Source organism: Archangium violaceum (assembly GCF_016887565.1).
GTDB lineage: Bacteria > Myxococcota > Myxococcia > Myxococcales > Myxococcaceae > Archangium > Archangium violaceum_B.
This window is the reverse complement of record NZ_CP069396.1, coordinates 1,478,098-1,493,807: the sequence shown is the minus strand read 5'-3', so window position 1 is coordinate 1,493,807 and position 15,710 is coordinate 1,478,098. Positions and strand designations below refer to the sequence as shown.

General features: G+C 68.3%; 15 protein-coding genes. 12 read left to right on the top strand and 3 right to left on the bottom strand.

From position 1 onward, the window contains the following. Nucleotides 1-157 precede the first annotated feature (157 nt). Both bcp and JRI60_RS06410 read right to left on the bottom strand, forming a co-directional pair. Complete coding sequence (gene bcp / locus JRI60_RS06415) at nucleotides 158-775, bottom strand: thioredoxin-dependent thiol peroxidase (protein WP_204224973.1); 618 nt, start codon at nucleotides 773-775, stop codon at nucleotides 158-160. A gap of 51 nt (nucleotides 776-826) precedes the next feature. Further along, nucleotides 827-1,204: a hypothetical protein gene (locus tag JRI60_RS06410; RefSeq protein WP_204224972.1), complete on the bottom strand. Its 378-nt coding sequence runs from the start codon at nucleotides 1,202-1,204 to the stop codon at nucleotides 827-829. Nucleotides 1,205-1,256: 52 nt separating this feature from the next. On the opposite strand from JRI60_RS06410, the gene JRI60_RS06405 reads away from it, so the two are divergent. Next, complete coding sequence (locus JRI60_RS06405) at nucleotides 1,257-1,913, top strand: hypothetical protein (RefSeq protein WP_204224971.1); 657 nt, start codon at nucleotides 1,257-1,259, stop codon at nucleotides 1,911-1,913. A 37-nt stretch (nucleotides 1,914-1,950) separates the two neighbouring features. Here JRI60_RS06405 and JRI60_RS06400 read toward each other — a convergent pair whose 3' ends face one another. Next, nucleotides 1,951-3,282 (bottom strand): response regulator, encoded by a 1,332-nt coding sequence (locus JRI60_RS06400; RefSeq protein ID WP_204224970.1) that lies wholly within the window; start codon nucleotides 3,280-3,282, stop codon nucleotides 1,951-1,953. 95 nt (nucleotides 3,283-3,377) lie between these two features. On the opposite strand from JRI60_RS06400, the gene JRI60_RS06395 reads away from it, so the two are divergent. From JRI60_RS06395 to JRI60_RS06345, 11 genes are all read left to right on the top strand, one after another. Next, nucleotides 3,378-3,764, top strand: a complete 387-nt coding sequence (locus JRI60_RS06395; RefSeq protein ID WP_204224969.1) for an MXAN_6627.5 family MYXO-CTERM protein — start codon at nucleotides 3,378-3,380, stop codon at nucleotides 3,762-3,764. Continuing rightward, a complete protein-coding gene (locus tag JRI60_RS06390) occupies nucleotides 3,761-4,801 on the top strand; it encodes a class I SAM-dependent methyltransferase (protein WP_204224968.1) in 1,041 nt (346 codons plus the stop codon). Before JRI60_RS06395 ends, JRI60_RS06390 begins: the two co-directional genes overlap by 4 nt. Before the next feature lie 86 nt (nucleotides 4,802-4,887). Next, a complete protein-coding gene (locus tag JRI60_RS06385) occupies nucleotides 4,888-6,234 on the top strand; it encodes an FAD-binding oxidoreductase (protein ID WP_204224967.1) in 1,347 nt (448 codons plus the stop codon). A 324-nt stretch (nucleotides 6,235-6,558) separates the two neighbouring features. Continuing rightward, on the top strand, nucleotides 6,559-8,337 hold the full coding sequence (locus JRI60_RS06380; RefSeq protein ID WP_204224966.1) for a methyl-accepting chemotaxis protein: 1,779 nt from the start codon (nucleotides 6,559-6,561) through the stop codon (nucleotides 8,335-8,337). A 265-nt stretch (nucleotides 8,338-8,602) separates the two neighbouring features. Then, nucleotides 8,603-8,941 (top strand): acyl carrier protein, encoded by a 339-nt coding sequence (locus JRI60_RS06375; RefSeq protein ID WP_204224965.1) that lies wholly within the window; start codon nucleotides 8,603-8,605, stop codon nucleotides 8,939-8,941. After that, nucleotides 8,938-9,996, top strand: coding sequence for a type III polyketide synthase (locus JRI60_RS06370; protein ID WP_204224964.1), 1,059 nt, complete (start codon nucleotides 8,938-8,940; stop codon nucleotides 9,994-9,996). Before JRI60_RS06375 ends, JRI60_RS06370 begins: the two co-directional genes overlap by 4 nt. Before the next feature lie 31 nt (nucleotides 9,997-10,027). Then, the gene (locus JRI60_RS06365; protein ID WP_204224963.1) at nucleotides 10,028-11,869 is read left to right on the top strand and encodes a fatty acyl-AMP ligase; all 1,842 of its coding nucleotides are present in this window, start codon (nucleotides 10,028-10,030) and stop codon (nucleotides 11,867-11,869) included. Nucleotides 11,870-12,042: 173 nt separating this feature from the next. Beyond that, nucleotides 12,043-12,939: a zinc metalloprotease gene (locus tag JRI60_RS06360; protein WP_204224962.1), complete on the top strand. Its 897-nt coding sequence runs from the start codon at nucleotides 12,043-12,045 to the stop codon at nucleotides 12,937-12,939. 200 nt (nucleotides 12,940-13,139) lie between these two features. Further along, nucleotides 13,140-14,033, top strand: a complete 894-nt coding sequence (locus JRI60_RS06355; RefSeq protein ID WP_204224961.1) for a zinc metalloprotease — start codon at nucleotides 13,140-13,142, stop codon at nucleotides 14,031-14,033. A 198-nt stretch (nucleotides 14,034-14,231) separates the two neighbouring features. After that, complete coding sequence (locus tag JRI60_RS06350) at nucleotides 14,232-15,122, top strand: zinc metalloprotease (RefSeq protein ID WP_204224960.1); 891 nt, start codon at nucleotides 14,232-14,234, stop codon at nucleotides 15,120-15,122. Between the two features lie 366 nt (nucleotides 15,123-15,488). Continuing rightward, complete coding sequence (locus tag JRI60_RS06345) at nucleotides 15,489-15,665, top strand: hypothetical protein (protein WP_204224959.1); 177 nt, start codon at nucleotides 15,489-15,491, stop codon at nucleotides 15,663-15,665. The last annotated feature ends 45 nt before the right edge of the window (nucleotides 15,666-15,710 follow it).

The window sequence follows — 15,710 nt, the reverse complement described above, 5'->3', positions numbered from 1 at the left end:
AAGGTCGGTAGCAACGACCGGACGGGCGAGCGCTGCTCGCTCCTCTGGAGAGCCACGGGCGAGGGAGCGCGTGGCTCGGCCGGGGTTCAACCCGGGGAGGGATATACCCTCACCCCGTCCCTCTCCCAGAGGGAGAGGGGAGGTGGGCGACACAGGACTACCGGCGACCGGTGGGGGCCTTCTTCGCCACCTTCTTCGCTGGCGCCGCTTTCTTCGCCACCGCCTTCCTCGCTGGCGCTGACTTCTTCGCCACCGTCTTCTTCTTCACCGGCTCCGCTTCATCCGCCTCGGCGGAAGTCTCCGCGGACGCGCCTCCCGACAGCGACTCGAGGATCTCCCGCACGTGCCCGTCCACCTTCACCTTGGGCCACACCCGCGCCACCTTCCCCTCCGTGTCGATCAGGAACGTCGCGCGCGTCACGCCCTGGAACTTCCGGCCGTACAGCGACTTCTCACCCCACACGCCATAGGCGTCACACACCTTGCGCTCGGTGTCCGCCAGCAGCGGGAAGGGCAGCGAGAACTTCGTGGCGAACTTCTGGTGGCTCGCCGTCGTGTCCGGCGACACGCCCAGCACCACCGCCCCCGCCTCGCGCACCGCCGAGTGCTGGTCTCGGAAGTCGCACGCCTCCCGCGTGCATCCCGGAGTGTCATCCTTCGGGTAGAAGTAGAGGACGACGTTCTTGCCCCGGAACTGCGAGAGCTTCACGTCGTTGCCGTTCTGATCCTTCAACTGGAAATCCGGCGCCTGGGTACCTGTCTGGGGAATGGGCATGGGACGCTTGGATAACCCATCCGCGCTCCTTCGCAAGCCCGACTTTTCCAGTCACCTTCCCCCGTCCGTGTCCTCGGGGTGCCCATGCATCGGATGCCCGTGCTCGTCCAGCGAGAGCGAGCCCCCATCCGGCTCGTCGGGCCTCGCCAGCGGCCGCGGTGGCAGCGGCGCGCGCAGCTGCCGGATGGCCGCCAGTCTCCGGTCCGCCTCGGGCCTCGCCTTCGAGTCCCCTGGCACCGCCTCCAGCTCGGCGATGACCGTGTCCCACGCCGGATCCCTCGGAGGCACGCCCCGCTCGACCAGCTCGGTGTACTTCCCTTGAGCCCGGGCGAGCCGCTCGGCGCCCTCGTCCCGCCGGCACGCCCCCAACGCCAGGCACGCCACCGCGAGCAGCATCACCGCCAGACCGCTTCGGTAGATGAGAGACACGTGCAACCCTCCTGCTGGCCTCGGACGCGAAGGGGGGTTAGGGTGGGCCCTCGTGTCGCCCCTCTTCTTGGCATTCCTCGTCGGTCTCGGCCAGGGCCTGTTCCACGCGGTGGGGCCGGACCACTGCGCCGCCATGGCCACCCTCGGTACCCTGGGCCCCTCCCGGCGCCGCGCCACCTTCCTCATCGCCCTCCGCTTCGCCCTCGGCCATGCCGCCGTGCTCGGTGGTGTCGCCACCGTCTGCCTCGTGGCCGGCGTCGGCCTCTCGGAGACCTTCGAGCGCTGGGCCGAGATGTTCGGCGGCATGGTGCTCGTCGCGCTCGCCGTCACCGCCTTCCTCTTCCCCAACGTGCTGCGCCACGGCCACCCCCACCTGCCCGGTCACACGCAGGAGCCCCACTCCCACCTGCACGAGTCCCACACCCATGAGCGGGTAACCACCGCCGCCGGTGCCCTCATGGCCGTCAGTGGTGTGCGCTCCCTGCTGCTGGCCCTGCCTCCGCTCCTGGTGGGTGGCAGCCTGCACACCTCCGGGTGGACCTACCTCCCCGGCTTCGCGCTCGGCATCCTCGTGGGCATGGGCGCCGTGGGCCTGCTCCTCGCCGAGGGCCTCGCCCGTCTGGACTCCACTCTGGCCGAACGGCTCCAGCGCATCGTGGCCGTCGGCTCCGCCGCGCTCGGCCTCTTCTGGATCGTCAACCGGCTGTGAGCCCGGCGGGGGCAACACCCCCACCGGGACGGTGTCCCTAGTTGTTGCTCCGCGCCTCGAGGATGCCCAGCGACATCATCGACACCAGGTAGCCGTAGACGACCTGCTCCGGCCGGTTGGCGTAGGCGATCAGCTCCCCCACCGTCCGGTTGCCGTCGATGCGCGGCAGCAGCTCCGCTTCCCACCGCTCCAGCTCCACCTCGTGCAGCTGGTACGCCGGGGCCACCGCGGGGATGAGCCGATCCTCCGGACGCAGCATGCGGCGCAGGCGCTCGGGCTTGTAGAGCTTCTTGATGCCCCGGACGATGAGGTTGGCCGGGTGCACGTCCAGCTTGATGGACTCGGCGGCGGCCTTCTCCTTGAAGCTCATCACGTAGGTGCCGTCCTCCCACGAGAAGAGCGAGTAGATGATGGCCTTCACCTGCTGGCCCACGTAGTACAGGCGCTCGGTGTCCTTGAGCAGGCCGCGCTCCACCAGCACGTCGCCGGTGCGCCGGTTGCTCGCCGTGGCCACCGCCGAGGCATCCTGGAGCTGGTCGGGCTTGATCTTCCCCACGCGCACCAGGAACTGGCCGAAGCGGTCCGCCAGCAGGTTGGACAGCGCGAACACCGGCGTGCCGCGCTCGAAGTAGACCACCTTCTTCACCTTGCCGCGCTGCACGCCCAGCTCGCCCGTCTCACGCGACAGGTAGAAGGCGGTGATGAGCGAGGGCAGGTTGTCCTTGAAGTCCCCGCGGCGGCTGCCCGGCGAGCCCGCGCCCACGGGCAGCGGCTCCGGCGGCCGGCCCGGCCCGGGCGGACGCACCAGGGTCACCGGCACCTTGTGCAGGGGGCTCGCGGTGAGGTTGGCGCCACGGATCTCCGCGGTGAGGTTGTCGCCCCCCGTCACCTTGATGCGGCCCGTCAGCTCCATCGCGTCCTGGGGGCCCTCCTCCTCCACGTCGATGTCGAGCTCCACATCGAAGGCGTCCTCCGCGGGGGTGGCGGCGGAGGCCTTCTTCTCCACGGGCACCAGCTTGCGCACCGCCTCGAGCAGCGCGGCGGCCTCGAAGGGCTTCTCGAAATAGCCGGCGGCCGCGTACTTCTGCCGCGCCTCCATGGCGTGCTTGCCGCCCTTGAAGACGCCGGTGATGAAGACGAGCGGGAGCTGGGGCTGATCCTTCCTCAGCGCATCCGCCAGGTGGTAGCCCATCATGTCGGGCAGGAGGATGTCGAGCACGGCCACCGCTGGAGGCTGGGCACGCGAGACCTCTACGGCCTGCTTGCCCTTGCTCGCTCCGACCACCTCATAACCTGCATCTTCGAAGAGCTGGGTGAGGAGCGTGAGCAGCTCCTGGTTGTCATCGACGACGAGGATTCGGGGAGCCATCGCGTCGCCACCCTAACCAAAAGCCCGCCGGACCGTAAGTGTTGCCTTCCGAGGAGATGCATCCCGCCTGCCGGGCATATAGGTTGGAATCCTCCATGAAGGCCCCTCTCCCGACCCGCAACGGCCTGTCGCGCCTCGCCCTCACCCTGACCCTGCTCCTCCCCCTGGCGGGACGAGCCCAGGACGCCGGCAACCCGGACGCGGGCAGCGTGTTCGACGTCCCGGACGGCTCGGTGGGCGGCGGAGGCGCGGATCGGGACAACCCCGAGGGTGATGACTCCACGGGCCGTCCCGGTGGGGCCTGCCGCAGCAGCGTCGAGTGCGCCTCGCGCTTCAGCTGCGTCCAGGGCCAGTGCCGCTACACCGGCATCCGCCAGGCCGAGCGCGTGGGCTGTCTGCTGGGCCCGGAGGACACCCTGGCCGTGGCGGGCCTGGGGCTGGTGGTGGCGGCGCGGCGGCGCGGCCGCCAGGAGGGACGATGAGGCTCGGGCTCAAGGCGGACAGCCTGCTGGAGCGCGTGGCGGACTGGCTGAACCTGGCGCCCAAGCCGCTGGCGCACGCCTTCTTCGGGATGATGGCGTCGCGCACGCTGATGGCCGGGGAGCGGCTGGGCCTCTTCGCGGCGCTCGCCGACGGCTCGGCCACCGTGGAGGAGCTGGCGGCGCGGCTGAAGCTGTCCCCGGAGGGCACGCGCGCGCTCCTGGAGGCGCTCGAGGCGTGCGAGGCCGTGGAGCGCAAGAAGGGCCGCTACCGCATGGCCGACAGCGCCCGGCGCTGGTTGGATCCGCGCTCGCCGCAGTACGTGGGCGGCTTCCTGGACTTCAACTACACCCAGTGGGAGTGGTGGAGCCACCTGGAGGACGCCATCCGCACCGGCGAGGCGGTGGACATCCACCACTTCGCTCCGGACGACCCGCGCTGGCGCTCCTACATCCACGCCATGCACCAGATGGCGCGGCTGTCCGCGCCCGAGGTGGCCCGCTCGATTCCCCTGCCCCGGGGCGCGCGGCAGGTGTTGGACCTCGGGGGCGCGCACGGCTGGTACGCCGCGGAGCTGTGCCGCCGGCACCGGGGGTTGAAGGCCACGGTGCTGGACCTGGAGGGCAGCGTCCGGGTGGGGCGTGAAATCATCGCCCGGGCGGGCCTGTCGCACGTGGTGACGCACAAGGAGGGAGACATCCTCACCTCGGACCTGGGGGGCCCCTACGACGCGGTGCTGCTCTTCCAGGTGGTGCACCACCTGTCGCCCGCGCAGAACGTGGCCCTGCTGCGCCGGGTGCGCACCGCGCTGGCGCACAAGGGGACGCTGGCGGTGCTCGAGTACCTGCGCGAGGACGCCGAGCAGCCGCCGAGCTCCGCGCCCCTCATCGGCCTGCACTACTTCCTCACCTCGAAGGCGGCGGCGTACGCGCCCGCGGAGGTGGAGGGCTTCCTGGACGACGCGGGCTTCCGCATCGAGAGCGTCCGGCCGGTGCGCCACCTGCCCCTGCAGACGCTCCTCATCGCCCGCCCCGAGTGAGTCCCCTCGCGAGGGGAGCACGCGGCCGGCCAGCCAGGGCCCTCACACCGCCGCGCATATAAAGGAGGAGGGAGGTACTGAGGGACGTGGGAACGGAACCGGCATCCTGGGGACGCTATCCGCGCGCGACGGCGCAGCGGACGAGCCCCGTCACGTGGGCCACGGACCCCCTGCCGCTACCGGCCGGTGGAGGCACGCTGCTGCCCTACGGTCAGGGCCGGAGCTACGGCGACTCGTGCCTCAACGAGGGCGGCACGCTGCTGACGACGTCGCGGCTGGACCGCTTCCTCGACTTCGACCCGGCCACGGGCGTGCTGCGCTGCGAGTCGGGCGTCACCCTGGACGCCATCCTCCGGCTGGTGACGTGGCAGGGCTGGTTCCTCCCGGTGACGCCGGGCACCAAGTTCGTGAGCGTGGGCGGGGCCATCGCCAATGACGTCCACGGCAAGAACCACCACCAGGCGGGCACCTTCGGGCGGCACGTGCCGCGCTTCGAGTTGGTGCGCTCGGACGGCTCGCGGCGGGTGTGCTCGCTCGAGGAGAACCGGGACTGGTACGAGGCCACCATCGGCGGCCTCGGGCTCACCGGGCTCATCACCTGGGCGGACATCCAACTGCGGCGGATGAGCAACCCGTATGTCCTCCAGGAGTCCTTCTCCTTCTCCAACCTGGACGAGTTCCTCGCGCTCACTCGCGAGTCGGAGCGGGACTACGAGTTCACCGTGGCGTGGGTGGACAGCCTGGGACGGGGGCGCAACCTGGGCAGGGGCCTGTTCTACCGGGGCAAACACGCGCCGCCGCAGTTCGACGCGCTGCCGCTGACGCGAAGCCACCTGTCCCGCCGCGGCGGGCTGACGGTGCCCTTCGACTTCCCGGGCCTCGCGCTCAACCGGCTGTCGGTGGCGACCTTCAACTGGTTCTACTACCACCTGCAGCGCAGCAAGCCGTCCCAGTCCCTGGTGCACTACGACCCGTTCTTCTACCCCCTGGACGGGGTGCACCGGTGGAACCGCATCTACGGACGCCGGGGCTTCCTCCAGTTCCAGTGCGTGATGCCGGTGAGCGACGCGGGCATGGCGGCACTCAAGGAGGTGCTCGACCGGGGCGCGCGCAGCGGCATGCCCAGCTTCCTCACGGTGCTGAAGATGTTCGGCGACGTGCCCTCACCGGGGTGGATGAGTTTCCCCAAGCGAGGGGTGACGCTGGCGCTGGACTTCGCCAACCGGGGCGAGCGCACGTACCGGCTGGTGGAGGAGCTGGACCGGGTGACTCGCCAGGCGGGCGGGCGGGTATACCCGGCCAAGGACGCTCGGATGGCCCCGGAGAACTTCGCGGCCTACTACCCGGAGCTCGAGCGCTTCGCCCGGTACGTGGACCCGACCTTCTCCTCGTCCTTCTGGCGCCGGGTGAACGGCCTCCCGGACTCCGCGTGAAGTCCGCACACCTCCCGGCGCCCCTCCTCCCGAGCCAGGAGGCCCTCTCAGGTCCCTGGCCGCCTGCCAACCTGTCACGCCGGAGAGCCCCCACCCGCCCGAGGGCCCACCGCTCGGGAAGACGTCCGGAGCCAACAGGTCTGTAGCCCGGGAGGGCTCCCGGCCAGGGAGAAGCACTCCGCCGATAAAGGTGGTAGCGTCCCGTCCAACTCTCGGGACGTGGTGCGTTGTCCGTGGCTCCCCCTTCGCTCCCACCTGCCGAGGGCCGCGCAGAGCCGAACCCCCGCCTTCTCCCCTCACGTGCACATGGCGTCCTTCAACCCTTTGAGCAGCGATCGTCCCCTGACCAAGCGCATCTTCATGCTCTTTCAGGTCCTCGTGCTGCCGTGTGCGCCCTTCGTGGCGTATCTGGTGGGCATGGTCCTGGGCCTGAAGGGGGACGAAGTTCCCCGCTCGGTCCTCTACTTCCTGCCGCCGGTCATCATCATCTGCGGCAACGTGTACCCGCATCTGCTCATCGGGTACCTGCACCGCACCGCCATCGCGTCCAACCCGAACGACCTGGCCTGGTCGCGGCTGGCACGCATCCTCAAGTTCCCCTGGCGCGTGGCCTTCTACGGCCAGGCGGGCTCCTTCGCCATCGGCGCGTGCATCTTCAGCCTCGAGGTGTGCATCTGGTTCGGCAAGAGCCTCTGGCTGGTCGCGCTCGGCACCATCATCGGCGTGGCCGTCAGCCTGCTGCTGGCCTTCCCCGTGGGCATCATCGTCGAGCGGTGGGTCATGCCGCTGGCGCTCGAGGAGCAGGGCCGCAATCCGTCCCTGCGCGTGCTGCAGACCAGCTTCTTCTGGCTGCGCCAGTCCTGGTTCCTGCCCTACGCCTTCATCGTCTGCGCGCTCTCCATCATCGTGCTGGGCGGCGTCATCGTCGGCGTGCAGACGGGCCTCGTGCAGCAGCAGCTCGTCTCCCAGCTCATGAACTCCGGCCAGCACCAGGCCGCCGCCCTCGTCAGCGGCCTCACCAGCTCGCTGCTCTCCGAGCTGAGCGTACCCGCGCTGGTGCTCGCCATCATGATGATCTCCCTGCCCGCCGTCTCCGCCTGGATGCTGGCGCGCCGCCAGGAGCAGGGCTCGCAGGCGGTGCTCCAGGCCATCGAGTACCTCTCCATCGGCAAGGTGCGCCCGCCCGAGTGGGTGTCCACCGATGAGATCGGCGACCTGGCCTTCGGCCTCAACTCCATCATCAACCAGCTGAGCGCCGTCCCCCGCGCGCTCGAGAGCGCCGCCACCCAGCTGGCCGAGGCCGGCGCCACCCTGCGCAGCGCCAACGACACCCAGCGTCAGGCCCTCACCATCCAGGCCACCACCATCCAGGAGACGAACGTCACCGCCCAGGAGATCAAACAGACCTCCGACCTCACCGCCCAGCGCGCCGAGGCGGTGCTCAACGTCGTCACCCACGCCGAGGAGCTGGGCCGCGCCGGCTCCAACGCCATCGAGCAGACCATCGCCGGCTTCTCCGTCATCCGCGACTCGGTGCACGCCATCCGCACCAAGATGGAGCGTCTGCACTCCAGCGCCCAGCAGATCGGCAACATCACCGAGGCGGTGAAGGACCTGGCCGACCAGTCCAACATGCTCGCGCTCAACGCCGCCATCGAAGCCGTTCGCTCGGGCGAGCACGGCAAGGGCTTCGGCGTGGTGGCCCGCGAAATCCGCAACCTCGCCGACCAGTCCATCCGCGCCACCGGCCGCATCCGCAACATCCTCGAGGAGGTGGGCAGCGCCATCAACGACGCCGTCGCCATGACGGACGTGGGCGCCGCCCAGGTCGAGGGTGGCCTCGACAAGGTGAAGACCTCCGGCGACAGCCTCCGCCAGCTCTCGCAGATGGTGCACGAGAGCTCCTCCGCCGTGCGGCAGATCACCGCCGCCGTCAGTCAGCAGAATTCCGGCTTCGCCCAGATTTTCACGGCCATCGCCGACATGTCGCGCAGCATGGACCAGTCGTTGGAGCGGCTCGAGTCCACCCAGGAAGCCGCCGGCACCCTCCAGCAGGTGTCCGACCAGGTCAATCAGCTCGTCCGCCAGTACCGCGTCGAGTAGCAACCCCCTCCGTCCTACACCCGCCACTCACCTGACCCCGCGGCCGGATCCTCCGGTCGCGGGGTTTTTTTCAGACTCGCCGGTACACAGCATGAGTCGGGCCCGTGCGAAGAGCCCCCCTTCGCGTTATCCCAAAGGATCGACCCCCCTACCAGGATTCAGGAAAACGCCAAATTTTCGGGTATTGACCCGGGAAGCGTAGGGCTGTAATGTTTCACAACAGTTGAAGGGGGGCACGCCCGATACTGAGGTTGCAGGAGGCCCTATGGACCGGCAGCAGATTCTCGATCACGTCCGCAACATGATCCTCACGATGAACTCCGGTCTGTTCCCGGACGACGTGAACGAGTTCGCCTCGATGACGTATGATCTGGGCATGGACTCCCTGTACCTCGAGTCGCTCATCTCTCGTCTGAAGGAAGAGGTGGCGGATATCGAGTTCACGCCCTGGTACATCAAGGCATCGCGCCGCGGTCACGACACCGTGGGCAGCCTGGTGGATTACATCGACGAGCACATGACGGCCTCCCGCGCCACGGGTGCCTCCAAGAGCGAGCCGGCCGCCTCCGAGCGGCAAGGTGAGCAGCAGGTGGAGGCGGCATGAGTCAGGCGCCGGCCACTCGCCCCACGCTGCTGGCCATTGGTAGCGAGTTTCCGCCCTTCAAGGTGACGCAGGAGGAGATGTACGAAGGCCTCCTGAAGAAGTGGTACGAGAAGGTCCCCAACGCCGAGCGCATCGTCAAGAACACGCGCGTGCGCAGCCGCTACTTCGCGTGGGACCCCCGCCAGGCCCTGGCCAACGGCTCGGTGCCCACGGGGGACCGCTCGGAGGTCTTCGAGAAGACGGTGTTGGATGTCGCGGGACGCTCGGTGGGCAAGGTGCTCGCCCAGGTGGACCGCAGCAAGGTGGGCAGCATCGCCATGGCCAGCTGCACCGGCTACATGGGCCCCACCCCCGAGTACTTCATCGCCAAGCAGTTCGAGCTCACCTCGAGCATCCGCCGCACCTTCATCGGTCACATGGGCTGCTTCGCCGCCTTCAACGTGCTGAAGGTGGCGATGGACAGCCTCGCGGCGCGTCCGGACGAGCACGTCATCATCAACTGCACCGAGTTCAGCTCGCTCCAGTTCCGCTCCGACGCCAACGCCGAGCAGGCCGTCATCCAGGCCCTCTTCGGTGACACCAGCGCGTCCGCCGTGGTGGGCAGCGCTCCGGACGGCGAGGGCGTGCAGTTCATCCGCACCCATACCGAGCAGATCTGGGGCACCCACGAGCTGATGACGTGGAACATCAAGAACGACGGCTTCTTCATGACGCTGTCGCCCTACGTTCCCTTCGTCATCGCCGAGAACATCCACGCCTACCTGGAGAAGCTGCTCGGGCCCGAGAAGCTGTCCGTGGGTGACGTGAAGCATTGGATCATCCACCCCGGCGGTCCCAAGATTGTCGAGATGCTCGGCAAGCAGCTCAAGCTGACGGAGGCGCAGCTGGCCTCCACTTGGCACGTGCTGGGCGAGTACGGCAACTGCTCGTCGGCCACCGTCATGCTGGTGCTCGAGCACATGCTCAAGGCGGACAAGCCGCAGCGGGGCGAGTACGGCGTGATGCTGGCCTTCGGCCCCGGGCTGACCGTCGAAGGCGCGCTGGTCCGGTTCTGACACCGGTCTCCTTCACCGAGGACATACATCGATGAGCCAGCAACCCCTGCGACGCCAGACGGGGAGCGTGCGACTGGGCCCCGGAGTGGGGCGTCACGCCAGCCGTGAGATTCCCCAGCGCGCGCCCACCCATGCCACCGTGGCGCCGGTACAGACCCTGTCCGAGGCCGTGGTGCACTGGGCGCGCACGCGCCCCTCCCAGCCCCTCTTCTACTTCGCGGACCTCGAGGAGAAGCTCACCGTCCTCACCGCGGGGGACCTGCACCACAACGCTCAGCGCCTGGGCGCCAGCCTGCGCGCCCGCGGCGTGCGTCAGGGCGACCGGGTGGTGCTCTCCTTCGACACCAGCCCCGAGTTCCTCGAGAGCTTCTTCGCCTGCAGCCTGGTGGGCGCCACCCCGTGCCTCATCGAGCTGCCCTCCTCGAAGGTGTCCGTGCAGGCCTGGGGCGAGCGGCTGCGCGTCAAGCTCAAGCTGCTGGGCGCCCGGGGCATCCTCATCGACCCGGACTTCCTGGACCTGGCCCAGGAGTCCCTCAAGGACTACCAGGCCGAGCCGGGCCAGGACGCGCCCTTCGCCGCCACCGTGAAGGACCTGGACGTGGACGCAGAGCCCTTCGAGCCGCCCACCTGCGGCGCCGAGGACGTGGCCTTCATCCAGTTCACCTCCGGCACCACGGACTCGCCCAAGGGCATCCAAATCTCCCACCGCGCCCTCTTCGCCAACTGCGCGGCCATGGGGGAGATCAGCCACTGGGACTCGGATGACCTGATGGTGTGCTGGCTGCCCCTGTTCCACGACATGGGACTGGTGGCCTCCACCCTGGCCTCGTTCGTCCACGGGATTCCGACGGCGCTCATGCCGCCCTTCGGCTTCCTGCTCAAGCCCTCGCGCTGGCTGTGGGCGATTCAGTACTTCCGCGCCACCTCGTCCTTCGGGCCCAACTTCGCCTACCAGCTGTGCGTCAAGCGCATCAAGGACGCCGAGGTGGAGGGGTTGGACCTGAGCTCGTGGAAGCGGGCCTACAACGCCGCCGAGTTCATCCACGCCGACACCGTGCGCCACTTCACCGAGCGCTTCCAGCCGTACGGCTTCGAGCCGAACGCCTGGCGGCCCTCGTACGGCATGGCGGAGATGGTGGTGGGCGTGTCCATCCGCGACCGGAGCGAGCCGGTGCGCTTCGAGACGCTCTCGCGCTCGGCGCTGGCCACGAAGCGTCAGGCCGTGTCCCTCAACGAGAACGGCCCGGACGCGCTCACGGTGCTGAGCGTGGGCCGGGTGCTGCGCGGCATCGACATCCGCATCGTCGACGAGGAGGGCCGGGAAGTGCCCGAGCGCCACGAGGGTGAAATCCTCCTGCGCGGCACCTCGCTCTTCGGCGGCTACTACAAGAACGCGGAGGCCACCGACAGCGTGCTGCGCGACGGCTGGCTGCACACGGGCGACCTGGGCTTCCTCGCCGAGGGCCAGCTCTTCATCTGCGGCCGCAGCAAGGACCTCATCATCAAGGCGGGCGAGAACCACCACCCGTACACCATGGAGAACGCGGCCGCCCAGGTGGCCGGGGTGCGCGCCGGCTGCGTGGCCGCCGTGGGCGTCGCCAACCTCCAGACGGGCACCGAGGACATCGTCGTCGTCTGCGAGACCACCGAGACCAAGCCCGACGTCGTGCGCCAGCTGTGCAAGCACGTGGAGGAGATGGTCTACCAGGGCTCCGGCGTACGCCCCAACCGCGTCATCCCCGTGGGCCCGCACACCGTGCCCAAGACGACCAGCGGGAAGATCAAGCGCGCCTACATCCGGCAGAACATCGAGGCCTTCGAGAACCTCTCCCTGCTGGTGGCGCCCCCGGCCCGTCAGGCCATCGTGCACTGACGCTCCGCTCCACACATCCTCCCGCTGTTTCCGGAGAGCCCCGACACACCGCGAGTGTCGGGGCTCTCCTTTTTCGCGCACTCCGCGCGTGTTTTCAGAAATTCCGCATGCTCCCTTGCTCGCTGCTTATTCTCGGGCTATAAGGTGCCGCATCTTTTTCCGAGGAGTCGGAAATGTCCCGCAACGTTTTCTCGAAGAGTGGCAAGTTCGCGGTGGTCCTGGGTGCCGTCGTCGCGCTGGGTGGTTGCAGCGCCGAGCAGAAGCCGGCCGAGGAGCAGAAGCCGGCATCTGAGCAGGCCGCCCCACTCCACGGCTGTGCCACACCGACTCCGTCCGCCGAGGAGCAGGCCTCCGTCGACGCGTTCCTCGCGGGCCGCACCAACGCGCAGGCCTACCCGGTCGGCTCCATCACCATCAACGTCTATGCCCACGTCATCCGCAAGGGCACGGGCACGACCAACGGTGACATCCCCGACTCGATGATCGCCAGCCAGATCTCCGTGCTGAACGCGGCCTACGCCAACACCCCGTTCAAGTTCGCCCTGGTCGCCACGGACCGCACCACCAACAGCACCTGGTACACCGCTGGCCCGAGCACCAGTGCCGAGTCGTCCATGAAGAACACGCTGCGCAAGGGCACGGCGGACGACCTGAACATGTACTTCAGCAGCCCCGGTGGCGGCCTGCTGGGCTGGGCCACCTTCCCCAGCTCCTACACCTCCAGCCCCAAGATGGACGGCGTGGTCATCCTCAACACCTCGCTGCCCGGCGGCTCCGCGGCCCCCTACAACCTGGGCGACACGGGCACCCACGAGGTCGGCCACTGGCTGGGCCTGTACCACACCTTCCAGGGTGGCTGCTCCACCACCAATGACAGCGTGAGCGACACCCCGGCCGAGCAGTCCGCCGCCTACGGCTGCCCCGCGGGCCGCGACACCTGCACCACCACCGGTGTGGACCCCATCTACAACTTCATGGACTACACCGACGACTCCTGCATGGACCGGTTCACCGCCGGCCAGATCGCCCGCATGGACTCGATGTGGGCCTCCTACCGCTACGGCAAGTAAGCCGGGCCTGAGGTCCTGAAGTCCCCGACGCCGGAGCGCCTCGAGCGCTCCGGCGTCTTGCTTTTGCGGGCTTTCTCTTCATTACCCGTCCTTCTCCATCTCCCGGGCTGCTGTAATTTTTCATGAAACGCAGCTTACCCGGTTGCTCGTGCCAATTTCTTGAGATACAAGAGGCAACAACTTTTCCCGAGGAGTTGGAAATGTCCCGTAACGTTGTCTCGAAGGGTGGAAAGTTCGCGGTGATGCTGGGCGCGGTGCTGGCCCTGGGCGGTTGCAGCAGCTCCGAGCAGAAGCCGGCCGAGCCCACCACGCAGCAGGCGGCCCCCGAGGCGATCCACGGCTGCGCCACGCCGACCCCGTCCGAGCAGGAGACGGAGAGCGTCCAGGCGCTGCTCAGCCAGCACCGCGGCGCGCTGGCGGCCACCGGGTCCATCAACATCCCCGTCTACGCCCACGTCATCAACAAGGGCACGGGCATCTCCAACGGTGACATCCCCGACACGATGATCGCCGACCAGCTGGCGGTGCTGAACGCGGCCTACGCGAACACCCCGTTCCGCTTCACCCTGGTGAGCACGGACCGCACCACCAACAGCACCTGGTACACCGCTGGCCCGGACACCGCGGCCGAGGCGGCGATGAAGACCGCGCTGCGCAAGGGCACCGCCGACGACCTGAACATGTACATCAGCAGCCCCGGTGGCGGCCTGCTCGGCTGGGCGACCTTCCCCAACTGGTACGCCGGAAACCCCTCGGATGACGGCGTGGTCATCCTCAACACCTCGCTGCCCGGCGGCTCCGCGGCCCCCTACAACCTGGGCGACACCGCCACCCACGAGGTGGGACACTGGCTGGGCCTGTACCACACGTTCCAGGGCGGCTGCCAGAAGACCAACGACTACGTGAGCGACACCCCGGCCGAGCAGTCCGCCGCCTACGGCTGCCCGACGGGCCGCGACACCTGCCGCGAAACGGGCGTGGACCCCATCACCAACTTCATGGACTACACGGACGACTACTGCATGGACCGGTTCTCCGCCGGCCAGATTGCCCGCATGGACTCGTTCTGGTCGACCTACCGCCTCGGCAAGTAGGCCTCACCTGAAGTCCTGAAGTCCCGACGCCGGAGCGCCCCCCGCGCTCCGGCGTTCGTGTTTTTCACACGGTGCACGCGGCTCGCGGAGATTTCCACACATCCATGTGACTGGAATCTTCCAGAAAAGTCACACCTCCCATTGTTTGTGTCACCTCCCCGAGGTATAAGGAAAGTCTCTTTTTCCGAGGAGTCGGCAATGACCCGTAGCGTTTTCTCGAAGGGTGGAAAGTTCGCGATGATCCTGGGCGCCGTCCTCGCGCTGGGCGGTTGCACCAGCGCCGAGCAGACACCGGCCGAGGAGCAGCCCACCACGCAGCAGGCGGTGCCCGACGTTCGCGGCTGCGCGACTCCTGACCTGTCCGCGGAGGAGCAGTCTGCCGTGGAGATGGCCCTGGCTGGCCGCGTGAAGGCCCAGGCCCGCGCCAACGGCTCGGTGAACATCAACGTCTACTGGCACGTCATCAACAACGGCACCACCTCGGCTGGCAACATCTCGGACGCGCAGATCGCCAGCCAGATCTCCGTGCTGAACTCCGCCTACGCGAACACCCCGTTCCGCTTTACCCTGGTGAGCACGGACCGCACCACCAACTCCCAGTGGTACACCTGCGCTGGCGGCGCCTGCGAGAAGAAGATGAAGGCGGCGCTGCGCAAGGGCGGCGCGGGCGACCTGAACATCTACTCCAACAACATGGGCCAGGGCCTGCTGGGCTGGGCGACCTTCCCCTCCAGCTACGCCTCGCAGCCGAGCATGGACGGCGTGGTCGTCCTGTACTCGTCGCTGCCCGGCGGCTCCGCGGCTCCGTACAACGAGGGCGATACGCTCACCCACGAGGCCGGTCACTGGCTGGGCCTGTACCACACCTTCCAGGGTGGCTGCGCCAACCCGGGTGACAGCGTGAGCGACACCGCTCCCGAGGCCTCCGCCGCCTTCGGCTGCCCGAGCGGCCGCGACACCTGCTCCGGCGGTGCTGTGGACCCCATCACCAACTTCATGGACTACACCGACGACTCGTGCATGAACACGTTCTCGGCCGGTCAGAACGACCGCATGGACTCGCTGGTCATCACGTACCGCGGTCTGTGATTCGAGCCTGAAGTCCTGAAGTCCCGACGCCGGAGCGCCTCGAGCGCTCCGGCGTCTTGCTTTCGTGGGGCCGACGTCCATGAAGCAGGACGCCCGCGCCTCGAGCGGCCTCCCCCCGGACGGGCCGCTCCTTTTTCAATCACAAACACGTCGCGCGCTCTCGGACTGTCTTGCACCGCTGCGCGCTCATCCACTCACGGGCGTCTTTCCCTCAGGGGGAGGACGTCGAAGGAGGTCGCTCGTCCCCAAACCCATCCCCGAATGACAGATCCGCCCTGAAGAAAGACAGCGCCCATTCCCACCTCTCGCTCCAGACAGGGATATCTGATGGAACAACCATGTTGGAATCCGTTGTTGAGGGTCCTCTTGAGGCTGCTGAAGATTCGCGCCGAGCAGGCGATCATCCTGATCGCCCTCGCGACCGTGGGCTTCCTCCTCATGCTCCTCTGGCAGCTGTTGCTCACTCGGCCCGATGAACAGACCCTGAGGGCCATCCAGGCGTCACCCTGGGTGAGAGACACCCTCTTGTCCTGCCAGAAGTAAGCCCGCCCTACGACTCCTGGCCCCGCCAGCCAGCCCGGAACATCG

Coding starts and splice junctions, on each gene's coding strand:
- JRI60_RS06365 (WP_204224963.1), top strand. CDS start 10,028: ATGAGCCAGCAACCCCTGCGACGCCAGACGGGGAGCGTGCGACTGGGC.
- JRI60_RS06390 (WP_204224968.1), top strand. CDS start 3,761: ATGAGGCTCGGGCTCAAGGCGGACAGCCTGCTGGAGCGCGTGGCGGAC.
- JRI60_RS06395 (WP_204224969.1), top strand. CDS start 3,378: ATGAAGGCCCCTCTCCCGACCCGCAACGGCCTGTCGCGCCTCGCCCTC.
- JRI60_RS06355 (WP_204224961.1), top strand. CDS start 13,140: ATGTCCCGTAACGTTGTCTCGAAGGGTGGAAAGTTCGCGGTGATGCTG.
- JRI60_RS06400 (WP_204224970.1), bottom strand. CDS start 3,282: ATGGCTCCCCGAATCCTCGTCGTCGATGACAACCAGGAGCTGCTCACG.
- JRI60_RS06350 (WP_204224960.1), top strand. CDS start 14,232: ATGACCCGTAGCGTTTTCTCGAAGGGTGGAAAGTTCGCGATGATCCTG.
- JRI60_RS06370 (WP_204224964.1), top strand. CDS start 8,938: ATGAGTCAGGCGCCGGCCACTCGCCCCACGCTGCTGGCCATTGGTAGC.
- JRI60_RS06360 (WP_204224962.1), top strand. CDS start 12,043: ATGTCCCGCAACGTTTTCTCGAAGAGTGGCAAGTTCGCGGTGGTCCTG.
- bcp (WP_204224973.1), bottom strand. CDS start 775: ATGCCCATTCCCCAGACAGGTACCCAGGCGCCGGATTTCCAGTTGAAG.
- JRI60_RS06375 (WP_204224965.1), top strand. CDS start 8,603: ATGGACCGGCAGCAGATTCTCGATCACGTCCGCAACATGATCCTCACG.